Origin of the sequence: Burkholderia sp. Ax-1720 (genome assembly GCF_011753035.1) — a bacterium.
Taxonomy (GTDB): Bacteria; Pseudomonadota; Gammaproteobacteria; order Burkholderiales; family Burkholderiaceae; genus Burkholderia; species Burkholderia gladioli.
The window spans coordinates 80225-103082 of record NZ_VWWK01000002.1 but is presented as its reverse complement, the minus strand read 5'-3'; the positions used below and the strand labels follow the sequence as shown (position 1 = coordinate 103082).

20 protein-coding genes are annotated in these 22858 nt (G+C 68.0%); 10 read left to right on the top strand and 10 right to left on the bottom strand.

What is annotated here, in order from left to right; genetic code table 11:
* Positions 1-34 precede the first annotated feature (34 nt).
* Entirely contained in the window at positions 35-2347 is a 2313-nt protein-coding gene (locus F3J18_RS01130; protein WP_025098115.1) for a DNA translocase FtsK, read from the bottom strand.
* Between the two features lie 294 nt (positions 2348-2641).
* Here F3J18_RS01130 and trxB point away from each other — a divergent pair, with 294 nt between their 5' ends.
* Together trxB and F3J18_RS01120 are read left to right on the top strand one after the other, a co-directional pair.
* Positions 2642-3604, top strand: coding sequence for a thioredoxin-disulfide reductase (gene trxB / locus F3J18_RS01125; RefSeq protein WP_036037547.1), 963 nt, complete (start codon positions 2642-2644; stop codon positions 3602-3604).
* Positions 3605-3742: 138 nt separating this feature from the next.
* Positions 3743-4534: a Smr/MutS family protein gene (locus F3J18_RS01120; protein WP_166910790.1), complete on the top strand. Its 792-nt coding sequence runs from the start codon at positions 3743-3745 to the stop codon at positions 4532-4534.
* 114 nt (positions 4535-4648) lie between these two features.
* Here F3J18_RS01120 and ugpC read toward each other — a convergent pair whose 3' ends face one another.
* The 4 genes from ugpC to F3J18_RS01100 all read right to left on the bottom strand — a co-directional run bounded on the left by ugpC (position 4649) and on the right by F3J18_RS01100 (position 9044).
* Positions 4649-5767 carry a sn-glycerol-3-phosphate ABC transporter ATP-binding protein UgpC gene (ugpC, locus tag F3J18_RS01115; protein WP_166910788.1) on the bottom strand — a complete coding sequence of 373 codons (1119 nt, stop codon included), beginning with the start codon at positions 5765-5767 and terminating at the stop codon, positions 4649-4651.
* A gap of 108 nt (positions 5768-5875) precedes the next feature.
* Positions 5876-6733, bottom strand: coding sequence for a carbohydrate ABC transporter permease (locus F3J18_RS01110; RefSeq protein ID WP_025098118.1), 858 nt, complete (start codon positions 6731-6733; stop codon positions 5876-5878).
* A complete protein-coding gene (locus F3J18_RS01105; RefSeq protein WP_013696915.1) occupies positions 6723-7664 on the bottom strand; it encodes a sugar ABC transporter permease in 942 nt (313 codons plus the stop codon). The genes F3J18_RS01110 and F3J18_RS01105 overlap by 11 nt, the downstream gene beginning before the upstream one ends.
* Before the next feature lie 132 nt (positions 7665-7796).
* Positions 7797-9044, bottom strand: coding sequence for an ABC transporter substrate-binding protein (locus F3J18_RS01100; RefSeq protein WP_166910787.1), 1248 nt, complete (start codon positions 9042-9044; stop codon positions 7797-7799).
* Positions 9045-9580: 536 nt separating this feature from the next.
* Between F3J18_RS01100 and zwf the strand changes: the two genes are divergently transcribed.
* From zwf to F3J18_RS01085, 3 genes are all read left to right on the top strand, one after another.
* Positions 9581-11053 carry a glucose-6-phosphate dehydrogenase gene (gene zwf / locus F3J18_RS01095; protein WP_060006054.1) on the top strand — a complete coding sequence of 491 codons (1473 nt, stop codon included), beginning with the start codon at positions 9581-9583 and terminating at the stop codon, positions 11051-11053.
* 101 nt (positions 11054-11154) lie between these two features.
* Positions 11155-11835, top strand: a complete 681-nt coding sequence (pgl, locus tag F3J18_RS01090) for a 6-phosphogluconolactonase (RefSeq protein ID WP_025098121.1) — start codon at positions 11155-11157, stop codon at positions 11833-11835.
* A complete protein-coding gene (locus F3J18_RS01085) occupies positions 11813-13726 on the top strand; it encodes a bifunctional transcriptional regulator/glucokinase (RefSeq protein ID WP_025098122.1) in 1914 nt (637 codons plus the stop codon). Before pgl ends, F3J18_RS01085 begins: the two co-directional genes overlap by 23 nt.
* Positions 13727-13856: 130 nt before the next feature.
* On the opposite strand, the gene F3J18_RS01080 is transcribed toward F3J18_RS01085, so the two are convergent.
* Positions 13857-15071 carry a Bcr/CflA family multidrug efflux MFS transporter gene (locus F3J18_RS01080; protein WP_025098123.1) on the bottom strand — a complete coding sequence of 405 codons (1215 nt, stop codon included), beginning with the start codon at positions 15069-15071 and terminating at the stop codon, positions 13857-13859.
* Positions 15072-15334: 263 nt separating this feature from the next.
* Here F3J18_RS01080 and F3J18_RS01075 point away from each other — a divergent pair, with 263 nt between their 5' ends.
* The 4 genes from F3J18_RS01075 (at position 15335) to F3J18_RS01060 (ending at position 19063) form a co-directional block, all read left to right on the top strand.
* On the top strand, positions 15335-15790 hold the full coding sequence (locus tag F3J18_RS01075; protein ID WP_166910785.1) for a hypothetical protein: 456 nt from the start codon (positions 15335-15337) through the stop codon (positions 15788-15790).
* A 188-nt stretch (positions 15791-15978) separates the two neighbouring features.
* On the top strand, positions 15979-17265 hold the full coding sequence (gene hemL / locus F3J18_RS01070) for a glutamate-1-semialdehyde 2,1-aminomutase (protein ID WP_166910783.1): 1287 nt from the start codon (positions 15979-15981) through the stop codon (positions 17263-17265).
* Positions 17266-17286: 21 nt separating this feature from the next.
* Positions 17287-18405, top strand: a complete 1119-nt coding sequence (gene ribD, locus F3J18_RS01065) for a bifunctional diaminohydroxyphosphoribosylaminopyrimidine deaminase/5-amino-6-(5-phosphoribosylamino)uracil reductase RibD (protein ID WP_025098125.1) — start codon at positions 17287-17289, stop codon at positions 18403-18405.
* 22 nt (positions 18406-18427) lie between these two features.
* Positions 18428-19063: a riboflavin synthase gene (locus F3J18_RS01060; protein WP_166910781.1), complete on the top strand. Its 636-nt coding sequence runs from the start codon at positions 18428-18430 to the stop codon at positions 19061-19063.
* A 113-nt stretch (positions 19064-19176) separates the two neighbouring features.
* On the opposite strand, the gene F3J18_RS01055 is transcribed toward F3J18_RS01060, so the two are convergent.
* Complete coding sequence (locus F3J18_RS01055) at positions 19177-19896, bottom strand: DUF1223 domain-containing protein (protein WP_166910779.1); 720 nt, start codon at positions 19894-19896, stop codon at positions 19177-19179.
* Positions 19897-20091: 195 nt separating this feature from the next.
* Here F3J18_RS01055 and F3J18_RS01050 point away from each other — a divergent pair, with 195 nt between their 5' ends.
* Complete coding sequence (locus F3J18_RS01050; RefSeq protein WP_166910777.1) at positions 20092-20529, top strand: hypothetical protein; 438 nt, start codon at positions 20092-20094, stop codon at positions 20527-20529.
* Between the two features lie 79 nt (positions 20530-20608).
* Here the strand turns inward: F3J18_RS01050 and F3J18_RS01045 are convergent, their stop codons facing one another.
* The 3 genes from F3J18_RS01045 to F3J18_RS01035 form a co-directional block, all read right to left on the bottom strand.
* A complete protein-coding gene (locus F3J18_RS01045) occupies positions 20609-21364 on the bottom strand; it encodes a molybdopterin-dependent oxidoreductase (RefSeq protein WP_166910775.1) in 756 nt (251 codons plus the stop codon).
* The gene (locus F3J18_RS01040) at positions 21364-21990 is read right to left on the bottom strand and encodes a cytochrome b/b6 domain-containing protein (protein ID WP_166910773.1); all 627 of its coding nucleotides are present in this window, start codon (positions 21988-21990) and stop codon (positions 21364-21366) included. The genes F3J18_RS01045 and F3J18_RS01040 overlap by 1 nt, the downstream gene beginning before the upstream one ends.
* A 68-nt stretch (positions 21991-22058) precedes the next feature.
* A complete protein-coding gene (locus tag F3J18_RS01035) occupies positions 22059-22742 on the bottom strand; it encodes a hypothetical protein (protein ID WP_013696901.1) in 684 nt (227 codons plus the stop codon).
* Between the last annotated feature and the right edge of the window lie 116 nt (positions 22743-22858).

Below are 22858 nucleotides of genomic sequence, written 5' to 3'. Positions count from 1 at the left end.
TCTCCCTGATTGGCGGGCCGGCGCCGACGCGGCGTCATTCCGCGTCGCGGGCCGGCACCAGGATTTCGCGATTGCCGTTGGACGACATGGCCGACACGAGCCCCGATTGCTCCATCTGTTCGAGCAATCGCGCCGCGCGGTTGTAGCCGATGCGCAGATGGCGCTGCACCAGCGAGATCGAGGCGCGGCGGTTCTTGACGACGACCTCGACGGCCTGGTCGTAAAGGGGATCGGACTCGTCGCCGCCCTCGCCGGTTCCCGCGCCGGCCGAGCCTTCCTCGCCGTCGGCCACGCCGCCCTCGAGCAGGCCCTCGATGTAGTTCGGCTCGCCGTGCTCCTTGAGCTTCTCGACCACGCGGTGCACCTCGTCGTCGGACACGAAGGCGCCGTGCACGCGCACCGGCAGGCCGCTGCCGGGCGGCAGATAGAGCATGTCGCCCATGCCGAGCAGCGATTCGGCGCCCATCTGGTCGAGAATCGTGCGCGAGTCGATCTTCGAGGACACCTGGAAGGCCATGCGGGTCGGCACGTTGGCCTTGATCAGGCCGGTGATCACGTCCACCGAGGGGCGCTGGGTGGCGAGGATCAGGTGGATGCCGGCCGCGCGCGCCTTCTGCGCGATACGCGCGATCAGCTCCTCGACCTTCTTGCCGACCACCATCATCAGGTCGGCCAGCTCGTCGATCACCACCACGATATTGGGCAGGCGGCCGAGCGGCTCGGGATCCTCGGGCGTCAGGCTGAACGGATTCGGGATCTTCTCCTCGCGCTTGGTGGCCTCGTCGATCTTGTTGTTGTAGCCGCCCAGGTTGCGCACGCCGAGCTTGCTCATCAGCTTGTAGCGGCGCTCCATCTCGGCGACGGTCCAGTTCAGCGCGTTGCCGGCCTGGCGCATGTCGGTGACGACCGGGCAGAGCAGGTGCGGAATGCCTTCGTAGACGCTCATTTCCAGCATCTTCGGGTCGATCAGGATCAGCCGGACCTGGTCGGCGGTGGCCTTGTAGAGCAGCGAGAGGATCATTGCGTTGATCCCCACCGACTTGCCCGAGCCGGTGGTGCCGGCCACCAGCAGGTGGGGCATCTTGGCGAGGTCGGCGCATACCGGCTTGCCGCCGATGTCCTTGCCCAGGCCCATGGTGAGCGCCGAGGACGCGGCGGCATAGACCTCGGAACCGAGGATCTCGGACAGGCGCACGGTCTGGCGGCGCGGGTTCGGCAGCTCCAGCGCCATGTAGTTCTTGCCGGGAATCGTCTCGACCACGCGGATCGACACCAGCGACAGCGAGCGCGCCAGGTCCTTGGCGAGCCCGACGATCTGGCTGCCCTTCACGCCGGTGGCCGGCTCGATCTCGTAGCGCGTCACCACCGGGCCCGGATAGGCGGCCACCACGCCGACCTCGACGCCGAAGTCCTTGAGCTTCTTCTCGATCAGGCGCGAGGTGAATTCCAGCGTGTCGGCGGGAATCGCCTCCTGGGACTGGGTGGCGGCATCGAGCAGGGAGATCGCCGGCAGGGTGGAGTCGCCCGGCAGGTCGGTGAACAGCGGCACCTGGCGCTCGCGCTCGACGCGCTCGGACTTGGCCGGCGTGACGATCGGCGGCACGATGGTGACCGGCTCGTGCTCCTCGATGCGCACCCGCTCCTCCTCGACCTTGCCCTCGCGACGCACCGCGGCGGCCTCGCCGAGCTTGCGGTCGCGCTCGGCCTCGCGGCGCAGCTTGGCCAGCGTGAAGGCGTTGATGATGGCGTCGCCCACGCGCTCGCAGACCGACAGCCAGGAGAAGCGGAAATACAGGGAAAGGCCGATCGCGAGCGCGACCAGCAGGAACAGGGTGCCGCCCGTGAAGCCGAGCGCGTGCGAGACGCCGCGCGCGACCATCTCGCCGACCACGCCGCCCGGCGCGCGCGGCAGCGGCACCTTCAGCGACCACATGCGCAGCGCCTCGATGCCGTCGCTGGCGAGCATCACCAGCACGAAGGCGAAGCCCTCGGCCAGCCAGCCGATCGGGCGGGCCGGCGGTTCCTCGTCGAGCGCCTCGTGGCGCGTGATGCGGCGGTAGTTGGCGGCCACCCGGCGCGCCAGCAGCACCACCAGCCAGTAGGCGGAGATGCCGAACAGCAGCAGCAGGATATCGGCCGTCCAGGCGCCGACGCGCCCGGCCCAGTTCGAGATGTGGTCGATCTGGACCGCATGCGTCCAGCTCGGGTCGCGACGGCTGTAGCTCAGGAGCGCCATCAGCAGGAACGCGAACACCGCGACCTGCAGAATCCAGCGAATCTCGACGAACAGCCGCGACATACGATGCGGTAGCGCCTGCGCCTGAGCCGTAAAGGGAGCTTTTGCCATGAATCCGTGTAGAAGAGGCGGCCACGTCGGGCCGGCCGCCGATCGTTCGATCGCAATTATTGTAAACGCAGCCGCGACCGGGCAAGTGTAAATGACGGTAACCCGTCGATCGAGGCATGCTATCGGCGCGATAAAAACGCCGGTTCGGCAGTGCAGCAAACGCCCCTTTATAATGCGCGTCTGGTACCCATCTATGGCATCGTCCCCGGCGCGCAAGGCGCGGCCGGGCCGGCATGCCGCCTTGCCGAGCGCCACGTCATCCGGGCGCCCGGCCGCTTTTAACGGATCCTGCACATGTCCACGCCCAAACACGCGAAAGTCCTGATTCTCGGTTCCGGCCCCGCCGGTTATACCGCGGCCGTCTATGCCGCCCGCGCCAACCTGTCGCCCCTGCTGATCACCGGCCTGGCACAGGGCGGCCAGCTGATGACCACGACCGACGTCGAGAACTGGCCGGCGGACCCGAACGGCGTGCAGGGCCCGGAACTGATGCAGCGCTTCCTGGAGCACGCCGAGCGCTTCAACACGGAAATCGTGTTCGATCACATCCACACGGCCAAGCTGGAGGAAAAGCCGATCCGCCTGATCGGCGATTCGGGCGAATACACCTGCGACTCGCTGATCATCTCGACCGGCGCCTCGGCCCAGTATCTCGGCCTGGCCTCGGAAGAAGCCTTCATGGGCAAGGGCGTGTCGGCCTGCGCGACCTGCGACGGCTTCTTCTACCGCAACCAGGAAGTGGCGGTGGTCGGCGGCGGCAACACCGCGGTCGAGGAAGCGCTCTACCTGACCGGCATCGCGAAGAAAGTGACCGTGATCCACCGCCGCGACAAGTTCCGCGCCGAGCCGATCCTGATCGACCGCCTGCTGGAGAAGGAAAAGGAAGGCAAGGTCGAGATCAAGTGGAACCACGTGCTCGACGAAGTGACCGGCGACGACTCGGGCGTCACCGGCGTGAAGATCAAGCACACCGGCACCGGCGAGACCGAGCAGCTCACGCTGCAGGGCGTGTTCGTGGCGATCGGCCACAAGCCGAACACGGACCTGTTCCAGGGCCAGCTCGAGATGAAGGACGGCTACATCGTCACCAAGAGCGGCCTGGCCGGCAATGCCACGGCCACCAACATCCCGGGCGTGTTCGCGGCGGGCGACGTGCAGGACCACATCTACCGCCAGGCGATCACCAGCGCCGGCACGGGCTGCATGGCCGCGCTCGACGCGCAGCGCTACCTGGAAAGCCTGCACGACGCGAAGTAAGCCGGCGGCCGGCCGGGCCGTGCGCGGCGACGTTACAATAGCGTCGCCACGCGCCGCAGCCCGCCTGGCCTTCCGAAGGCCGCTGCCCCGCGCAGCGGCCTTTTTCATTCCCGCCCCACCTTCGATCCGTAGACCATCATGGCGAAGAACCAGCCCCATCCGAGCGACCCGGCCAAGCGCCGCGCCGCCGCCCCCGCGGCCAAAGCGGCCGAGCCGATCGTGCCGAAACCCGAGCCCGGTGCCCTCCAGGGCGGCCTGGCCGGCCTCGGCGCCCTGCGCGATTCGCTCAAGGGCGAGGCCGAGCGGCGCGCCAGGCAGCAGGTGCAGGTCGCGCGCGAGACGCGCGAGGCCGAGCTCAACGCCAACCTGTTCCGCAACGAGATCGGCACGATCACGCCGCTGGCCGCGCCGCCGCGCGTGCCTGCCCGCCGCGAGCCGCCGCAGCCGGTGCCCAAGCAGACCCAGCTCGACGAGGAAGCGGTGCTCAGCGAGACGCTGTCCGACGAATTCGACCCCGAGACGCTGCTCGACTCCGACGAAAGCCTCTATTACCACCGCCCCGGCATCAGCCGCGAAGTGGTGCGCAAGCTGCGCAGCGGCGCCTGGATCGTGCAGGCCCAGCTGGACCTGCACGGCATGCGCCGCGACGAGGCGCGCGAGGCGCTCGCCGTGTTCATCCGCGAGGCCGGCAAGAAGGGGCTGCGCTGCCTGCGCGTGATCCACGGCAAGGGGCTCGGCTCGGTCGGCAAGGAGCCGGTGCTCAAGGGCAAGGTACGGGCCTGGCTGGTGCAGAAGGAGGAAGTGATCGCCTTCTGCGAGGCGCGCGGCAACGACGGCGGCGCCGGCGCGGTGCTGGTGCTGCTGCAGCCGACCTCGATGCTGGGCCTGCTCAACGAGAGCGATCGCGGCACGCCGCGCGAGGTGCGCTGAAGCCGCGTCGAGAATCGATGGCGCGGCGGCGGCGTCGAGCACCGCGCCGCCCATGCGAAACGGACCGCCCAAGGGCGGCCCGTTTTTTTCGCTACGGCCTTCGCCGCGCCAGGCTCAGGCGATCCGCGCTTCCGTCGACGGATCGAACACCACCGCCTTCGAGACGTCGAACAGCAGCTTGAGCTGCTGCTGCGGCTGCGGGTTCGCGGCCGGGTGCACGCGGCTCACGATGCGCTTGCCGTTGACCTGGGCGAACACGTGCGTATCCGGGCCGGTCGGCTCGGTCACGTCCACCACCACGTCGATCGGCTGCAGCGAGGAAGCCTGGCCGTCATGGGCATTGCGCGCGTCGGTGATGCGCTCCGGGCGCAGGCCCAGGATCACCTCGCGGCCCACGTGGCCGTTCATCTTCGAGCGCTCGAAGGGCAGGTTCAGCACGCCGCGCGAGGCGCCGGTATCGATCTCCAGGCCCACCCCGCTGCCCTGCTCCACAACCCGGCCGTTGATGAAGTTCATCGGCGGCGCGCCGATGAAGCCGGCCACGAACAGGTTCGAGGGCGAATCGTAGATGTCCTGCGGCGCGCCGAACTGCTGGACCACGCCGTCCTTCATCACCGCGATGCGGTCGCCCAGCGTCATCGCCTCGATCTGGTCGTGCGTCACGTAGACGATGGTGGTGCCCAGGCGCTGGTGCAGCAGCTTGATCTCGGCGCGCATCTCGATACGCAGCTTGGCGTCGAGGTTCGAGAGCGGCTCGTCGAACAGGAACAGCGAAGGATCGCGCGCGAGCGCCCGGCCCATCGCCACGCGCTGGCGCTGGCCGCCCGAGAGCTGGCCCGGCTTGCGGTCGAGCAGGTGCTCGATCTGCAGCATCGCGGCGACGCGATCGACGATCTGCTTCTGCTCGTTCTTGGGCACCTTGCGGATGTTCAGGCCGAAGGAGATGTTCTCCTTGACCGTCATCGACGGGTAGAGCGCGTACGACTGGAACACCATCGCGATGTCGCGATCCTTCGGCGAGAGATCGTTGACGACCTTGCCGCCGATGCGGATCTCGCCCTTGGTGACGGTCTCCAGGCCGGCGATCATGTTGAGCAGCGTCGACTTCCCGCAGCCCGAACCGCCGACCAGGATCAGGAACTGGCCGTCCTCGATGTCGATGTCGACGCCCTTCAGGACCGGCACCCCGTTCGGATAGGTCTTGTACACGTCACGGATGGAAAGGCTTGCCATGCTGTGAATCCTCTGTCTCAGGTGCGGCGTCTCGCGCCGCGTCGGTTCTGCTCGCCGCGCGGGACATGTGCCCGCGCGGCCGGTTCGTTCAGGAATACTGGCCGCGGATCAGCCCTTCACCGCGCCCGCCGTGAGGCCGCGCACGAAGTAGCGGCCGGCGACCACGTAGACCAGCAGCGTGGGCAGCGCGGCGATGATCGCGCCCGCCATGTCGACGTTGTATTCCTTCACGCCCGTCGACGTATTCACGAGGTTGTTCAGGGCCACCGTGATCGGCATCGAATCGACGCCCGAGAACACGATGCCGAACAGGAAGTCGTTCCAGATCTGGGTGAACTGCCAGATCAGGCAGACCATGAAGATCGGCAGCGAGACCGGCATCAGGATCCGCGTGAAGATCGTGAAGAAGCCGGCGCCGTCGATCCGCGCGGCCTTCACCAGTTCCGCCGGCACGCTCACGTAGAAGTTGCGGAAGAACATGGTGGTGAAGGCGATGCCGTAGACCACGTGCACCAGCACCAGGCCGGCGGTGGTGTTGGCCAGGCCGAAGTAGCCCTCGACGCGCGCCATCGGCAGCAGGATCACCTGGAACGGGATGAAGCAGCCCACCAGCAGCAGCGTGAACAGCGCGTCGGCGCCGCGAAAGCGCCAGTGCGTGAGCACGTAGCCGTTGAACGCGCCGATCAGCGAGGAGATCAGCACGGCCGGGATCACCATCTTCAGCGAGTTGAAGAAGAACGGCTTCATGCCGTCGCAGCGCACGCCGGTACAGGCCGAGCCCCAGGCCTTGAGCCAGGGATCGATGGTCCAGCTGGTGGGCGGCGTCAGCAGGTTGCCGGTACGCAGCTGGTCGAGATCCTTGAAGGAGGTCGACAGCATCACGTACAGCGGGAGCAGGAAGTAAATCGCGAACAGGATCAGCACCGCGTAAATGACGGCGCGGCTGATCGTCATCTTAGGCTGCATTGCGGGTGCTCCTCGATTCCATATACATCAGCGGCACCAGCACCGCGACCACGGTCGCGAGCATCATCACCGACGAGGCCGCGCCGACGCCGAGCTGTCCGCGATTGAACGAATAGGTATACATGAACATGGCGGGCAGCGAGGACGAGGTGCCGGGGCCGCCGGCGGTCAGCGCGACCACCAGGTCGAAGGTCTTGATCGTGATGTGGCAGAGGATCAGCAGCACCGAGAAGAACACCGGGCGCATGCTCGGGATCACGATCTTGCGGTAGATGGTCGGCAGGGTCGCGCCGTCCACCTGGGCCGCCTTGAAGATCTCGCCGTCCACGCCGCGCAGGCCGGCCAGGAACAGCGCCATCACGAAGCCGGTCGATTGCCAGACCGCGGCGATCACCACGCAGAAGATCGCCTTGTCCGGATCGTCCAGCCAGTTGAACGAGAAGCTGGTCCAGCCCCAGTCGTGCAGCACCTTCTCCAGGCCCAGGCCCGGGTTCAGGATCCACTGCCAGGCCGTGCCGGTGACGATGAAGGACAGCGCCATCGGGTACAGGAACACCGCGCGCAGCGCGCCTTCGTTGCGGATCTGCTGGTCCAGCAGGATCGCCAGGAACAGGCCGAGCACCACGCACAGCACGATGAAGGGAATCCCGAACCAGCCGAGGTTGGCGGCCGAGGTCCACCAGACGTCGTTCTGGAACAGGTCCGTGTAGCGGCCGAAACCGTCGAAGGTGTAGTTGGGCAGCAGTCGCGACTTGGTCAGCGACAGGTAGCCGGTGATGACGATGAAGCCATAGATGAACACCACGGCGATCGCGATGCTGGGTGCGAGCACCAGCTTCGGTATCCAGCGATCGGCCAATGCCGAGAGCGGCGACGTGCGGCGGGCGACGTCAGCGCGGCCGGGTTCGTTTCCGCTGAGAGGGGCAGCCACTTGATTCGACTCCTGGAACGAGGGTGCCGCCGCCTTGGGGGCGAGGCGCGCGGCATCGGGTACGGCGCGGGCCGCATGCGGCCGGCCCGTTTGCGACGGTACGGGCGAGGCCAGGCCTCGCCCGTGCTGCCTTTACTTCACCTTCGCGGCCTTCACGAGCGCGGCGACGGCTTCCTTCGGATCCTGCTGCGAGTTCATGAACTTGGTCACGACGTCGCTGATCGCGCCGGCGGTGGCATCGCCCTGCGCCATGCCGTGGGCCAGCGAGGGCACGTAGCCGCCGGCCTTCAGCGCGGTCTGCTCATCCGCGTAGGACTTCTTCGCGCAGTCGTCGTACTTGTCCATCTTCACGCCCAGGCGCACCGGGATCGAGCCCTTCAGCAGGCTGAACTGCTCCTGGAAGTCCGGCGTCATGATGGTCTTGGCCAGCGCGAGCTGACCCGGCGTGGCGTTCTCCGAACCCTTCTGCTGGAAGAACACGAAGGAGTCGACGTTGAACGTGTAGGCGCTCGAGGTGCCCGGCACCGGCGCGCAGATGTAGTCCTTGCCCGACTTCTTGCCGGCGTTCTCGAACTCGCCCTTGGCCCAGTCGCCCATGAACTGCATGCCGGCCTTGCCGTTGATCACCATCGCCGTGGCCAGGTTCCAGTCGCGGCCGTTACGACCGGCATCGAAGTAACCCTGGATCTTGCGCACCGTGTTGAACACGTCGAGCATCTTCGGCGAGCCCAGCGTGGCCGGGTCGAGGTTGACGATCGCCTTCTTGTAGAAGTCGGCGCCTTCGGACAGCACCACGTCCTCCCACAGCGTCAGGTCCTGCCACGGCTGGCCGCCCATCGCGATCGGCTGGATGCCGGCGGCCTTGAGCTTGTCGGCCAGGGCGAAGAATTCCGGCCAGGTGGTCGGCACCTTGGCGCCGACCTTGTCGAGCGCGGCCTTGTTCAGGTACAGCCAGTTGACGCGGTGCACCGAGAACGGCGCCGCCACGTAGTGGCCCTTGTACTTGATGATCTTGTCGATTTCCGGCGGCAGGTTCTTGCCCCAGTCGCCGGCGGCCGAGTCGATGTTGACGAGCACGCCCTGGTCCGCCCAATCCTGGATCAGCGGGCCCTTGATCTGCGCGGCCGACGGAGCGTCGCCGCTGATCACCTTGGTCTTGAGCGCCGTCATGGCCGCGGCACCCGCGCCGCCCGCCACCGCGAAGTCCTTCCACACGTAACCTTGCTTCTGCAGGTCGTCCTTCAGCACGCCGACCGCCTTGGATTCACCGCCCGAGGTCCACCAGTGCAGCACCGTGACGTTCTCGGCAGCCTGCGCCGTGGCGGCGCTGATCATCAGGCCTGCGGCGCACAGCGCGCCCATCATCGCGCGAACTTTCATTACTCATCTCCTCCAGTTTGGATTAACCGACTCGTGAGGCTCTCGTGCGTGCGAGAGCCGGCTTGCTCAGGAACTTGCGAAACGAAACAACCGGGATATCGCGCCGCGAACGACCGGAAAACGGTCGGGCCGTGGCCGGCCGCGGGCGCTCAGGGACTGAGTGGATCGAGATTCAAAGAGTGTCTCCTCTGATCTGTTGGTTCCGGTCCCGCCGCCGCGCGGCGCCGAACCTCGGGGCCGTCGCGGACCGGCTCGTGATGCGTTTCGCCAATGTCCTTTAACATGCGGTCTCGGCGCGCTGCCGCACCGGCCGTCCCGTCCGAAGAGCGCGCTTCCCCGACATCCATCGTGTGCGCTTCTTTTTCTTCTTCCGGGTCTACCCCTTGCGGCGGATTGTAGTTAAACTACAATTCAGTGTCAAAAATATTTTTATCGCACTACGGCTCCGCTTGCCGCCGTCCGCGCCCGTCGGAACGGCCCAGCCAGGCGGCTTCCATCCATGCCGTGGTACGCGCATTTCCAACCGGGCGGAGACAATGCAAAACGATTCCAGCAGCTTCACCTTCGTATTGTTCGGCGGCACCGGCGACCTGTCGATGCGCAAGATCCTGCCGGCACTGTTCGAGGCCCATCGCGCCAACATGCTCGCCGAGTCCGGCCGCATCGTCGCGGTCGCGCGCCACGATGCGGATCGCGCCGGCTATCACGGCTGGGTCGAGGAGCACGTCAAGCCACATGCGAGGAAGGCTTCCGGCAGCGCCTTCGACGAAGCCGCCTGGAAGCGGTTCCTGGAACGCATCGACTATCTCAACGTCGATCTCGGCCGCCCCGAGGATTACCAGGTCCTGCGCGAGGCGATCGGCGAGCTGCCCGGCACGCGCGTGTTCTACCTGGCCACCGGCCCTTCCCTGTTCGAACCGATCTGCAAGGCGCTGGCCGGCGTCGGCCTGAGCGAGGGCGCGCGCATCGTGCTGGAGAAGCCGCTCGGCTACGACCTGGCCTCCTCCAACGAGATCAACGACGCGGTCGGCGAGATCTTCGCGGAAGACCAGATCTACCGGATCGACCACTACCTCGGCAAGGAGCCGGTGCAGAACCTGCTCGCGCTGCGCTTCGGCAATGCGCTGTTCGAGCCGCTGTGGCGCCGCGAATGGGTCGAGAGCATCCAGATCACGATCGCCGAGGAACTGGGCGTGGAGGCGCGCGGCGACTTCTACGACAACACCGGCGCGCTGCGCGACATGGTGCAGAACCACCTGCTGCAATTGCTCTCGATCATCGCGATGGAGCCGCCGCATTCGATGGATTCGGATTCGGTGCGCGACGAGAAGCTGCGCGTGCTGCGCGCGCTCAAGCCGATCGATCCGCGCGACATCAGCAAGGTGGCGGTGCGCGGCCAGTATCACGCCGGCACCATCAAGGGCAACCCGGTGCCCGGCTACGCCACCGAACCCGGCGTGAAGCCCGACAGCAACACCGAAACCTACGTGGCGCTGAAGGTCGAGATCGAGAACTGGCGCTGGGCCGGCGTGCCCTTCTTCCTGCGCACCGGCAAGCGGCTGGCCGATCGCGTCGCCGAGATCGTGGTCAATTTCCGCGCGGTGCCGCATTCCGCGCTCGGCCCCAATGCGCTGCGCGCCGGCACCAACCGGCTGGTGATCCGCCTGCAGCCCAACGAGACGATCCGCCTGTATTGCCTGGCCAAGCAGCCCGGCGAGGGCATGAACCTGGCCAGCGTGCATCTCGACCTGGCCTTCGACCAGTTCTTCAAGGAAGGCCAGATGGAGGCCTACCAGCGCCTGCTGCTCGACGTGATCAACGGGCGCCTGGCGCTGTTCGTGCGGCGCGACGAGCAGGAGGCGGCCTGGCGCTGGGTCGAACCGATCCAGAACGAATGGCAGAAATCGCTCAAGCCGCCCAAGCCCTACGCGGCCGGCACCTGGGGCCCCGCGGCGGCCAGCGCGATGCTCGCGCAGCACGGCACCTGCTGGCTCGAGGAAGAGAACTGAAACACGCGTTTGCAACATGCCTGACGCGGCCCGCCCCGGCCGCGACTCGCCGGAGTCCCCCGCATGACCACCGAATTCAATAAAAGCAGCCTGGAGGAGAAGTGATCGAGCTTCACGCATTCGAAAGCCCGCAAGCGCAGTGCGAGGCGCTCGCGCAGGCGGTGCGCGCGGCGCTGGCCGCGCCGCTCGCCGAGCACGCACGCGCGACGCTCGCCGTGTCGGGCGGCACCAGCCCGCGTCCGTTCCTGCAAACCCTGTCCACCGCCGAGCTCGACTGGGCCCGCGTGGACGTGAGCCTGGTCGACGACCGCTGGGTGGCCGACACCGACGGCGCCAGCAACGCGCAACTGGTGCACGACACGCTGCTCCAGAACGCCGCCGCCGGCGCGCGCTTCCTGCCGCTGGTCGACACCTCCGCCACGCTCGAGGCGCAGGTCGCCGCGCTCAACGCGAACCCGGCCTACCGGCTGCCGAACGTCGCCGTGCTCGGCATGGGCGAGGACGGCCATACCGCCTCGATCTTCGCCGACGCGCCCGAATGGGAGCTGGCGATCTCGACCACCGAGCGCTACCTCGCCGTGCACCCGGGCGCCGCGCCGCATCCGCGCGTGAGCCTCTCGCTCGACGCGCTGCGCCGCGTCGACCGACTGTTCCTGCTGATCGCGGGCGCCCGCAAGCGCGAAGTGCTGGAGGCCGCCGCCGCGGCGCCGCAGCGCAACGCAATTTCCCAACTGGCCAACGACAAGGGGACCCAGCTCGATGTCTACTGGTGCGCAAACTAAACCGGCTGCCGGCCAGCACGCCGACGGCCCGCGCCTGCTCGCCGACGTCGGCGGCACGAACGCGCGCTTCGCGCTCGAGATCGGCCCCGGCGAGATCACGCAGATCCGCGTCTATCCCGGCGCCGACTACCCGACGCTGACCGATGCGATCCGCAAGTATCTGAAGGACGTCAAGATCGGCCGCGTCAACCACGCGGCGATCGCGATCGCCAACCCGGTCGACGGCGACCAGGTGCGCATGACCAACCACGACTGGAGCTTCTCGATCGAGGCCACGCGCCGCGCGCTGGGCTTCGACACGCTGCTGGTGGTCAACGACTTCACCGCGCTGGCGATGGCCCTGCCGGGCCTGACCGACGCGCAGCGCCAGCAGATCGGCGGCGGCACGCGCCGCCAGAACAGCGTGATCGGCCTGATGGGCCCGGGCACCGGCCTGGGCGTGTCGGGGCTGATCCCCGCCGACGACCGCTGGATCGCGCTGGGCAGCGAGGGCGGTCATGCCAGCTTCGCGCCGATGGACGAGCGCGAGGACCTGGTCATGCAGTACGCGCGCAAGAAGTGGCCGCATGTCTCGTTCGAGCGCGTGTGCGCCGGGCCCGGCATCGAGATCGTCTATCGCGCGCTGGCCGGTCGCGACAAGAAGCGCGTGCCCGCCAACTTCGGCACGCCCGAGATCGTCGATCGCGCGCATGAAGGCGACGCGCTCGCGCTCGAGGCGGTCGACGTGTTCTGCGCGATTCTCGGCACCTTCGCCGGCAACCTGGCGGTCACGCTCGGCGCGCTCGGCGGCGTGTACATCGGCGGCGGCGTGGTGCTCAAGCTCGGCGAGCTGTTCCTGAAGTCGCGCTTTCGCGAGCGCTTCGAGTCGAAGGGCCGCTTCTCCGACTACTGCGCGAACGTGCCGACCTACCTGATCACGGCCGACTACCCGGCCTTCCTCGGCGTCTCGGCGATCCTCGCCGAGCAACTGTCGAACCGCTCGGGCGGCGCCTCCTCGGCGGTGTTCGAGCGGATCCGCCAGATGCGCGATGCGCTGACGCCGGCCGAGCGACGCGTGGCCGACCTCGCGCTCAATCACCCGCGCTCGATCATCAACGACCCGATCGTCGACATCGCGCGCAAGGCCGACGTCAGCCAGCCGACCGTGATCCGCTTCTGCCGCTCGCTGGGCTGCCAGGGCCTGTCGGACTTCAAGCTGAAGCTGGCCACCGGCCTGACCGGCACGATCCCGATGAGCCACAGCCAGGTGCACCTGGGCGACACCGCCACCGACTTCGGCGCGAAGGTGCTCGACAACACCGTGTCGGCGATCCTGCAGTTGCGCGAGCACCTGAACTTCGAGCACGTCGAGCATGCCATCGACATCCTCAACAATGCGCGGCGCATCGAGTTCTACGGCCTGGGCAACTCGAACATCGTGGCCCAGGACGCGCACTACAAGTTCTTCCGCTTCGGCATCCCGACCATCGCCTACGGCGACCTGTACATGCAGGCCGCCTCGGCCGCCCTGCTCGGCAAGGGCGACGTGATCGTGGCGGTGTCGAAGTCGGGCCGCGCGCCCGAGCTGCTGCGCGTGCTCGACGTGGCGATGCAGGCCGGCGCCAAGGTGATCGCGATCACCTCCAGCAACACGCCGCTGGCCAAGCGCGCCACCGTGGCGCTCGAGACCGATCACATCGAGATGCGCGAATCGCAGTTGTCGATGATCTCGCGGATCCTGCACCTGGTGATGATCGACATCCTCGCGGTGGGCGTCGCGATCCGGCGCGCCGCGCCGAACGCCGAGATCACCGAGGCGGTCGCGCAGGCCAAGGCGCGCGCCGGCGAGGACGAATCGGCCGACGTGCTCGACTGGCTCAGCCACGGTGCGGCCCCGGCCACGCGCGACTGAACGCGGCCGGCGGCGGTAGCCGCGATGAACGGCCGGAAACACGAAGGGCCGGCGCTTTCGGGCGCCGGCCCTTTGTTTTTGGCTGCTTTTGACTCGCGGTCGCGAACCCGAGCGAGCGCGCCGCGCGAACTCAGTCGCCGCGCACCGGCCGGCCGTGCCAGCGGATCACCAGCCGGCGCCCCAGGAAGCAGAGCGCGCCGGTGATCGCGATCGTCACGCCCATGCCGAACGGCGTGCCGTCGGCGAGCAGCCCCACCACGGCGCTGGCGACCGCGCCCAGGCCGAGCTGCATCGCGCCGAACACGGCCGCGGCCGCGCCCGCGTTGTGCGGATAACGATGCATCAGGTCGGTCGAGCAGTTCGCCGACAACAGCCCGATCACGCCGACCACGAAGAACAGGCCGGCGACGATCGACCAGAGCCCGCCGATGCCCGTCAGCGAGAAGAAGGCCACGCAGAACGAGGCGATGCAACTGATCAGCGAGGCCGCCGAGATCAGGCGCAGCGAACCGAAGCGGCCGACCGCGCGGGTATTGATGAAGTTGCCGATCATGATGCCGGCGATGTTCAGGCCGAACAGCAGGCCGTAATGCTGCGGCGAGACGTGGAAATACTCGATGTAGACGAAGGGCGTGGCGGTGATGTAGGTGAGCATCGAGGCGAAGGCCATGCCGCCGCAGAGCATGTGCCCCCAGGCCACCGGATCGCGCAGGATGCGCCCATAGGCCATGAAGGACTGCAGGATCGCCGAGGACTTGCGGCGCTCCTTCGGCCAGGTCTCGGGCACCTTCAGGAAGGCCGCGATGGTGCAGCCGATGCCGAACAGCGTGAGCACCACGAACACCATGCGCCAGCCGGCGAAGCGCAGGATCTGGCCGCCCAGCAGCGGCGCGAGCAGCGGGCCGACCGAGGTGACGATCGCCACCATCGACAGCACCTTGGCCGCGTCGGCCGGCTCGTGCGCATCGCGCGCGATCGCCCGCGACAGCACCGAGGCGGCACCCGCGCCGAGCGCCTGCAGGAAGCGCAGCACGATCAGGCTGCCGATCGACGGCGCCACGAAGCAGCCCGCGCCGGCCACGGTGAACAGCACGATCCCGCCCAGCAGCACCGGGCGGCGCCCCAGCGAATCCGACAGCGGCCCATACAGCAGCATGCCCAGCGAGAAGCCCGACAGGAAGCTGGTCAGCGTCCACTGCACCGCCGATGCGCTGGTGCCCAGGCTCTCGGCCACCGAGGGCATGCTCGGCAGGTACATGTCGGTGCCGATCGGCCCGCACGCGGCCAGCGCACCGAGCAGCATGATCAACCGGGCGTCGGGCCGGCGCCGTATCGCGTTCGACATGGGAATTCTCGCGTGCGGCCGGGACCTCGCACGGCTAGGCGCCGCGCGGCCCGACTCGGTTTGAACGACGGCCGGGCGGCCGCCGCGAAGCCACGATTGTACGCGCGAGCCCGGCTTCGCGAGTCCAAGCCCACGCCGCGCGCCGGGCCTTGGCGTGTCGGTCGGCCACTCGCGCGCGGGCGATCGGGTAAGCTCGCGCTTTGCGTGCGCGCGCGCCGCCGGGCTCGCTTCCCGTCTTCTTTCCGTTCTCCCGTTGCCCCGACATGACTGCCTTCCTGTTGATCTGGAGCCCCAAGAAATGGCCCTGGCCCGAGCTGCCCGAGGTGGCCGCGCGCGTGCGCGCCGGCGAGGCCGTGCGCGACGTCTGGGGCTGCGGTTTCTCGCGCAGCATCCTGCCCGGCGACCGCGTGTTCCTGCATCGCGTCGCCCAGGAGCCGAAGGGCGTATTCGGCTCCGGCTACGTGACGCGCGCGCCCTACGAAGTGGCGGACCCGAACACGAAGCGCGGCTACCGGCTCTGCATCGATTTCGTCTACGACTGGCTGGTCGACGGCCACGGCGAGGTGGTGATCGCGCGCGACGCATTGCGCGTCCACCCGTTCTCGGTGCAGACCTGGGACGCCCAGACCTCCGGCACCTCGATCAAGCCCATCGCCGAGGGCGCGCTGGAGAAACGCTGGGCCGAACTGACCGGCAAGCGCAAGCCGCCCAGGCTCTGAGGCACCCGCCCCGCCCTCGTCCGCGGCCCGGCAGGCCCCACCCCGCGCGAGGGCCGGGCGGGCCGCGCCAGAACCGCCCCGGCGACTCTTCGGTACAATCTGACGATCGTTTCGTCCGCATCCGGCGCGGAAGATGCGGCCCCCGCCGCGCCCGCCCGGCTGCCGCCTCCGTCTAGCAGGACCTATCCATGTCGAACAATCAAACGCTCTTCGAACGCGCCCAGCGCACCATCCCGGGCGGCGTCAACTCGCCCGTGCGCGCCTTCCGCTCGGTCGGCGGCACGCCGCGCTTCGTGTCCCGGGCTCAGGGCCCCTACTTCTGGGACGCCGACGACAAGCGCTATATCGACTACATCGGCTCGTGGGGCCCGATGATCGTCGGCCACGTCCATCCCGAGGTGCTCGAGGCGGTGCAGCGCGTGCTGGCCGACGGCTTCTCGTTCGGCGCGCCGACCGAGGCCGAGATCGAGATCGCCGAGGAGATCTGCAAGCTGGTGCCCAGCATCGAGCAGGTGCGGATGGTGTCGAGCGGCACCGAGGCGACCATGAGCGCGCTGCGCCTGGCGCGCGGCTTCACCAACCGCAGCCGCATCGTCAAGTTCGAGGGCTGCTACCACGGTCACGCCGACAGCCTGCTGGTGAAGGCCGGCTCCGGCCTGCTGACCTTCGGCAACCCGACCTCGGCCGGCGTGCCGGCCGACATCGCCAAGCACACCACGGTGCTGGAGTACAACAACGTGGCGGCGCTGGAGGAAGCCTTCGGCGCGTTCGGCGACGAGATCGCCGCCGTGATCGTCGAGCCGGTGGCCGGCAACATGAACCTGGTGCGCGGCACCCCCGAATTCCTGCAGGCGCTGCGCGCGCTGTGCAGCAAGCACGGCGCCGTGCTGATCTTCGACGAGGTGATGTGCGGCTTCCGCGTCGCGCTCGGCGGCGCGCAGCAGCATTACGGCATCCAGGCCGACCTGACCTGCCTGGGCAAGGTGATCGGCGGCGGCATGCCGGCGGCCGCGTTCGGCGGACGTCGCGACATCATGGCCCAGCTCGCGCCGCTGGGCGGCGTCTACCAGGCCGGCACGCTGTCGGGCAACCCGATCGCGGTGGCCGCCGGCCTCAAGACCCTGCAACTGATCCAGGCGCCCGGCTTCTACGCGGCGCTCACCGCGCAGACCCAGCGCCTGGCCGACGGCCTCGCCGCCGAGGCGCGCGCTACCGGCGTGCCGTTCGCGACCGACGCGATCGGCGCGATGTTCGGCCTCTACTTCACCGAGGCGGTGCCGACCAGCTTCGCCGAGGTGACCAAGAGCGACATCGCCAGCTTCAACCGCTTCTTCCACCTGATGCTCGACGAGGGCGTGTATTTCGCGCCCTCGGCCTACGAGGCCGGCTTCGTCTCCAGCGTGCACGACGACGCCGTGATCGATGCAACGCTCGCCGCCGCGCGCCGCGCCTTCGGCGCCCTGGCTGCCGCCTGACCACCGGATAGGGAGACGCGCATGTTCTCGGAATCGGATTTCGCGCATATGCAGCGCGCGCTCGACCTCTCGTCGCGCGGGATGTACACCACCTCGCCGAACCCGCGCGTGGGTTGCGTGATCGTCAAGGACGAGGTGGTGATCGGCGAGGGCTACACCCAGCCGGCCGGCCAGGACCACGCCGAGGTGCAGGCCATGAAGGACGCGCGCTCGCGCGGCCACGACCTGCGCGGCGCGACCGTCTACGTGACGCTGGAGCCCTGCAGCCATTTCGGGCGCACGCCGCCTTGCGCGCTGGGCCTGATCGACGCGCGCGTGGCCAAGGTGGTGGCGGCGATGGAGGACCCGAACCCGCTGGTCTCGGGCAAGGGCCTCGGGATGCTGCGCGACGCCGGCATCGACGTGCGCTGCGGGCTGCTCGCGCAGGAAGCGCGCGAGATGAACATCGGCTTCGTGTCGCGCATGACGCGCGGCCAGCCCTGGGTGCGCATGAAGTCGGCCATCTCGCTGGACGGCCGCACCGCGCTGCCCGACGGCCAGAGCCAGTGGATCACCGGCGAGGCCGCGCGCGCGGATGGGCACGCCTGGCGCGCACGCGCCTGCGCGATCCTGACCGGCATCGGCACGGTGCGCGAGGACGATCCGCAACTGACGGTGCGCGGCATCGACACGCCGCGCCAGCCGCTGCGCGTGCTGGTGGACAGCCGGCTCGAGGTTTCGCTGGAGGCGAAACTGCTGAGCGGCGCGCCGATCCTGATCTTCTGCGGCGAGCTCGACGCGGCCGGCGAAGGCCGCGCCGCCGCCCTGCGCGACCGCGGCGCCGAGGTGGTGCCGCTGGCCGGCCCGAACGGCAAGGTCGACCTGCCGGCCCTGCTGCAGGCGCTCGGCAAGCGCGGCATCAACGAGCTGCATGTCGAGGCCGGGCACAAGCTGAACGGCTCGCTGCTGCGCGAAGGCTGCGTCGACGAGCTGCTGATCTACGTCGCGCCGACCTTGCTCGGCGACAACGCGGCCGGCATGTTCAATCTCGCCGCGCCGGCCACGCTGGAACAGCGCACGCGCCTGCAATTCCATACCATCGACCGGATCGGCGACGAGCTGCGCATTCTCGCGCGCTTCGCCGCCGCGTCGGCCAACTGAATCTGCTTACGGGAATCTCACGATGTTTACCGGAATCGTCGCGGCGGTCGGCCGCATTGAATCGATCGCACCGCTCGGCACCGAGGCCGATGCCGGCGTTCGGCTGGTGGTCCGCGCCGGCGGGCTCGACCTGGGCGATGTCGCGCTCGGCGACAGCATCGCGATCCAGGGCGCCTGCATGACGGCGATCGAGACCACCGCCGAAACCTTCACCGTCGACGTATCGCGCGAGAGCCTGAACAAGACGGTCGGCCTGAGCGAGCCGGGCGAGGTCAATCTCGAGAAGGCGCTGCGCGCGCACGACCGGCTGGGCGGGCATATCGTGTCGGGCCATGTGGACGGGCTCGGGACGGTCACGCATTTCGCGCCGGTGGGCGAATCGCACGAGCTGCGCGTGCTGGCGCCGAAAGAACTGGGCAAGTACCTGGCCTACAAGGGCTCGATCACGGTCAATGGCGTGAGCCTGACGGTCAATGCGGTGAAGGATCTCGCGGACGGCTGCGAGTTCTCGATCAACCTGATCCCGCATACGGTGCAGGTCACCACGCTGCGGCACCTGAAGGCGGGCTCGAAGGTGAATCTCGAGATCGATATGATTGCGCGGTATGTGGAGCGGATGCTTGGCGCCGGCCAGGATGGCGCCGCTGTCCTGAAATAATCCGGAGACTGGATGCGCCGGCGCCCTGCTGGCGTTTCGCCTGATCCATCCAGTTGCTGGAGACGGTAGACGGCCGTGTTCCGCGGCTCGTCTGCCGTCAGCTCTCCAAACGATCAACGCGAAGGCTCGCCGCGTGCGTCCGCCACGCGGGCGGCGCCGACGATCGTGCCATCGGGCGCCTCGAGCAAAACCGCCAGCTTCTCCCCGGCCGGGGGACTCGCCTGCAGCGTGAGCGCCGCGCCGGACCAGCTTCCGATGCTCGCCAGCGCTCGCACGATATTCGATTCGGTGAGCGTGTTCCCGCTGTTCTCCCCGCGTCCGACCGGCGTCACATGACGCGTGTCGTAACCCACCAGCAGCACCTGGGCCTGTCCGCTTCCTGAACCGATCGACACTGTCACGCCCTTGCCGCTGGCCATTGCGCTGACGTTCGCGGACGTCGTCGCCGACGATCTCGCACGATCGATCGCGGCATCCACCGCCGCGCGATTCGAACCCACCACGGCGGATTTCCCGTCCACCACCAGTTCGGGGGTATAGGCGAAGCCGTGGAAACGCTGCACATACCGATCCTGGCGCGCGTCGGAAATCGAAAGCGAGAACGGATCCTTCCACCCGAGCTGGTTCCAGTAGGTCACGTGAAAGGCCAGCGGCAACACGTCCTTGCGCGCGTCGCTCAGCTCGTTCAGGTAGCTGTCGGCCGGCGGGCAGGACGAGCAGCCCTGCGAGGTGAACAATTCGATGATGACCGGGCGAGGCGCGTCGGCAAACGCGGGGAATGCCAGCAAGCTGGCGGCGCTCGCGCAGATGACGGAAAGGAAACGGGCGAACATGGGAGGCTCCGGGGTAGCTGATCACGATAGTTCGTTCGCCGGTGCCGTTCGGTTACGGATGGCGGTGATCAAGCATCGAGGAGGATTCGGCCCCTTGTCGTGCATGCGGCAACAGCCCGCGACATCTGAGCATTCGACACCCGCCGATCGCGCCCCGACAATCCCCACTTCCCCTCAATGGAATCGAGAACGCCCATGTCGATGGAATTCGAAGTCCCGCCGGGAATCGGGAATGTGGATCTGTGGCGCACGCATTGTCGAAGGATCCGCGCCCGGGCGGAGGATTTTCTCGCGGATCGCCTGAGTCTCGTCGAGACAGCGCGGGAGCTGTTGCGGCTGGCCTACTGGGCCAAAGTCGGCGGCGATCCGGAGTTCCAGGTGTTTCGGGCGATTGATACGGAGACGCGTTTCCTGCCCGTCGGCGAAGTCCGGAAATACTGGGCACCTGAAGCCCTGGAACGCGAGGACGTCCAGATCCGCGCGACCGAGGCAACCTGGAGCGAGCGCGCACGATACGCCGCCGAGCGGCTGGTGGAGTGGTATCAATGGACACTCCCGCGCAACCGCCGCCTCGCGACACGACGCGAAACGCCCAGGCCGGCGACCGGCCCCGATCAAGCTCCCCATTCTTGAAGGCATCGAGCACGCGCAGCATTGGCGCATGGATCGCCTCGCTCCTGCCGCCGCTCATCCGACATGGCGAGCCGCCCCCTCAAACCCCCGCGAACCAGTCATACCCCTGCTGCTCCCAATACCCGCCCGGGAACACGTTGGTAACCTCGATCGCCTCCAGGTTCTTCGCGCTCTTGAACCCCAGCTTGGTCGGGATCCGCAACCGCAGCGGCGCACCCCATTGCGGCTCGAGCGGCTTCGAATCGAAATCGAGCGCGAGGATCGTCTGGGGATGCAGGGCGCTGGCCATGTCGATGCTGGTCGAGTAGCCGTCGAAGCACTTGAAGGCGACGCAGCGCGAGTTCAGATCCGCGCCGACTCGCTCCAGGAACACGCGCAACGGGATACCGCTCCACTGCCCGATCTGGCTCCAGCCCTCGATGCAGATATGGCGGGTGATCTGGCTCGCCTGCGGCAGCGTCATCAGCTCGGGCAGGGTCCACGGCTGCTTGCGCGCCACCCGCCCGGCGACGCCGAGCGCCCAGTTGTCGGGCACGCCGCGCACCTGCCAATCGGGATAAAAGGCATTGAAGCGGAACGGGCGCGTGATATCGGCCGCGCTATAGGTTCTCGCCAGCCGCTGCGAACCGAACAGCGCCGCCTGCACGCGATCGTCGAAGCGCAGCATGGCTTCGAGCGCGGCGTCGACGCCCGAATGCGTGGACAGGTCGCAGCCGCTCAGCATGGCCAGGCCGCCGAGCGACAAGGTCCGTTTCAGGAAGCCGCGCCGGCTCGCGCGAGTCAGTTCCGCCTTGATGTCCTCTTGCCGGACGGCGACGGTTTTACGCTCGGCCATCAGTGCTGCTCCTCGGATTCCGCCGGCACCGGGGCGATCATCGCCACCAGCGTGCGCGGATGAATCGCCACCAGCGTCACGTGCACGACGACGAAGGCGACGATGCCGAACATCAGGGCGAGATGGATATTGCGGGCGATCGCATACTGCCCGAACAACTCCACCAGCCATTGAAACTGCACGGGCTTCCAGATCGCCAGCCCCGTGACGACCTGGACGATCGCGGCCGTCACCACGCCGACATACATCGCGCGCTGCACCGCGTTGTAGTGCCCCTGCCGATGCGCGAGCCGAAACGCCAGCGCGGCGCGCAGATCGCGAATCACCGCCATCGGCGAAGGCAGGCGAAGATCGCGCCGGAAATGCCCCGACGCGATCCCGTAGACGAGATAGGCCAGCCCGTCGATCACCAGCAGCCACATGGCGCTCAGATGCCAGGCCAGCGCGCCGCCCAGCCAGCCGCCGAGCCCGGTCCATCGCGGAAACACGAAGGGCAGGTCCGGCGAGGCGTTGTAGATCGCCCAGCCGCTGAAGATCATGCATCCCATGGCATACACGCCGATCCAGTGCATGATCCGGATCGGGGCGGGGTGCGCGGGTCGTGGCGACCGGGAACGGGGGCGCATGAACGGGCTCCTTGGCGGTTGATCGGGGGGGCGGATGGCGCGGGTGACGTCGGTGACGACCCGCCGTCTTACATCGGCGGCTTCAGCCCATCCTTGCCGATCGCGACCACGCCGGCCGTGGTCTTGTTCTGGTCCGTCGCGGCATTGATGAACACGGCGGCACCCTTGGTCAGGTCGGCCGTGGTGGCGGGATGGAAGGTGACGATCGGCGCGGTGGGCGGCACCAGCACGACCTGCTCGCCGCCCTTGTAGCTGACGGTGAGCCGCTTCACGCCGCCCTGGTCGGTGGCCGCGCTGACGCTGCCGTTGGTCATCGCGCTCTTGACGGTGGTGCTCGACGGCGCGGCGACAGCCGTCACGCTGCCGTTGGTCATCGAGCTGGAGGTGGTGCCGGCGCCCGACAGCGTGGTGTCAGGAATCGTATCCCAGGCGTAATGGCCCTCGCCCACGCCCTTCATGGCCGGCGGGAACACCACCACTTCCAGCGCGATCTGGTTCGCGCCCGTGCTCTTGGTGGCGGTGCCGATATAGCTGCCCGGCTCGATATTGGCGAGGTCGGCCTTCACCACCTGCAGGTACTTCGTGTTGGCGCCCAGCGCGACCTGCACGTCGGCGCCGGCCGTCGTGTGGACCGTGATCTCGCTGGCGCTGACCGCCGCGATCGTGCCGCGGATGCGGGTGGGAGCCGGCGAGGCGGCAAGCGCCGAGCCGCTCAGCATGACGGCGAGAATGGCGACATGAATGCGTTTCATCTGTGCTCCTGGGTTTGAGGTGCCTGAAATCGGGCAGGATAGATCACCCGCCTTTCATAAGCATGAAGAAGCCCGACCCGGGCAGGTATCGGTCAAATGACCGATGCGCGGCCTGC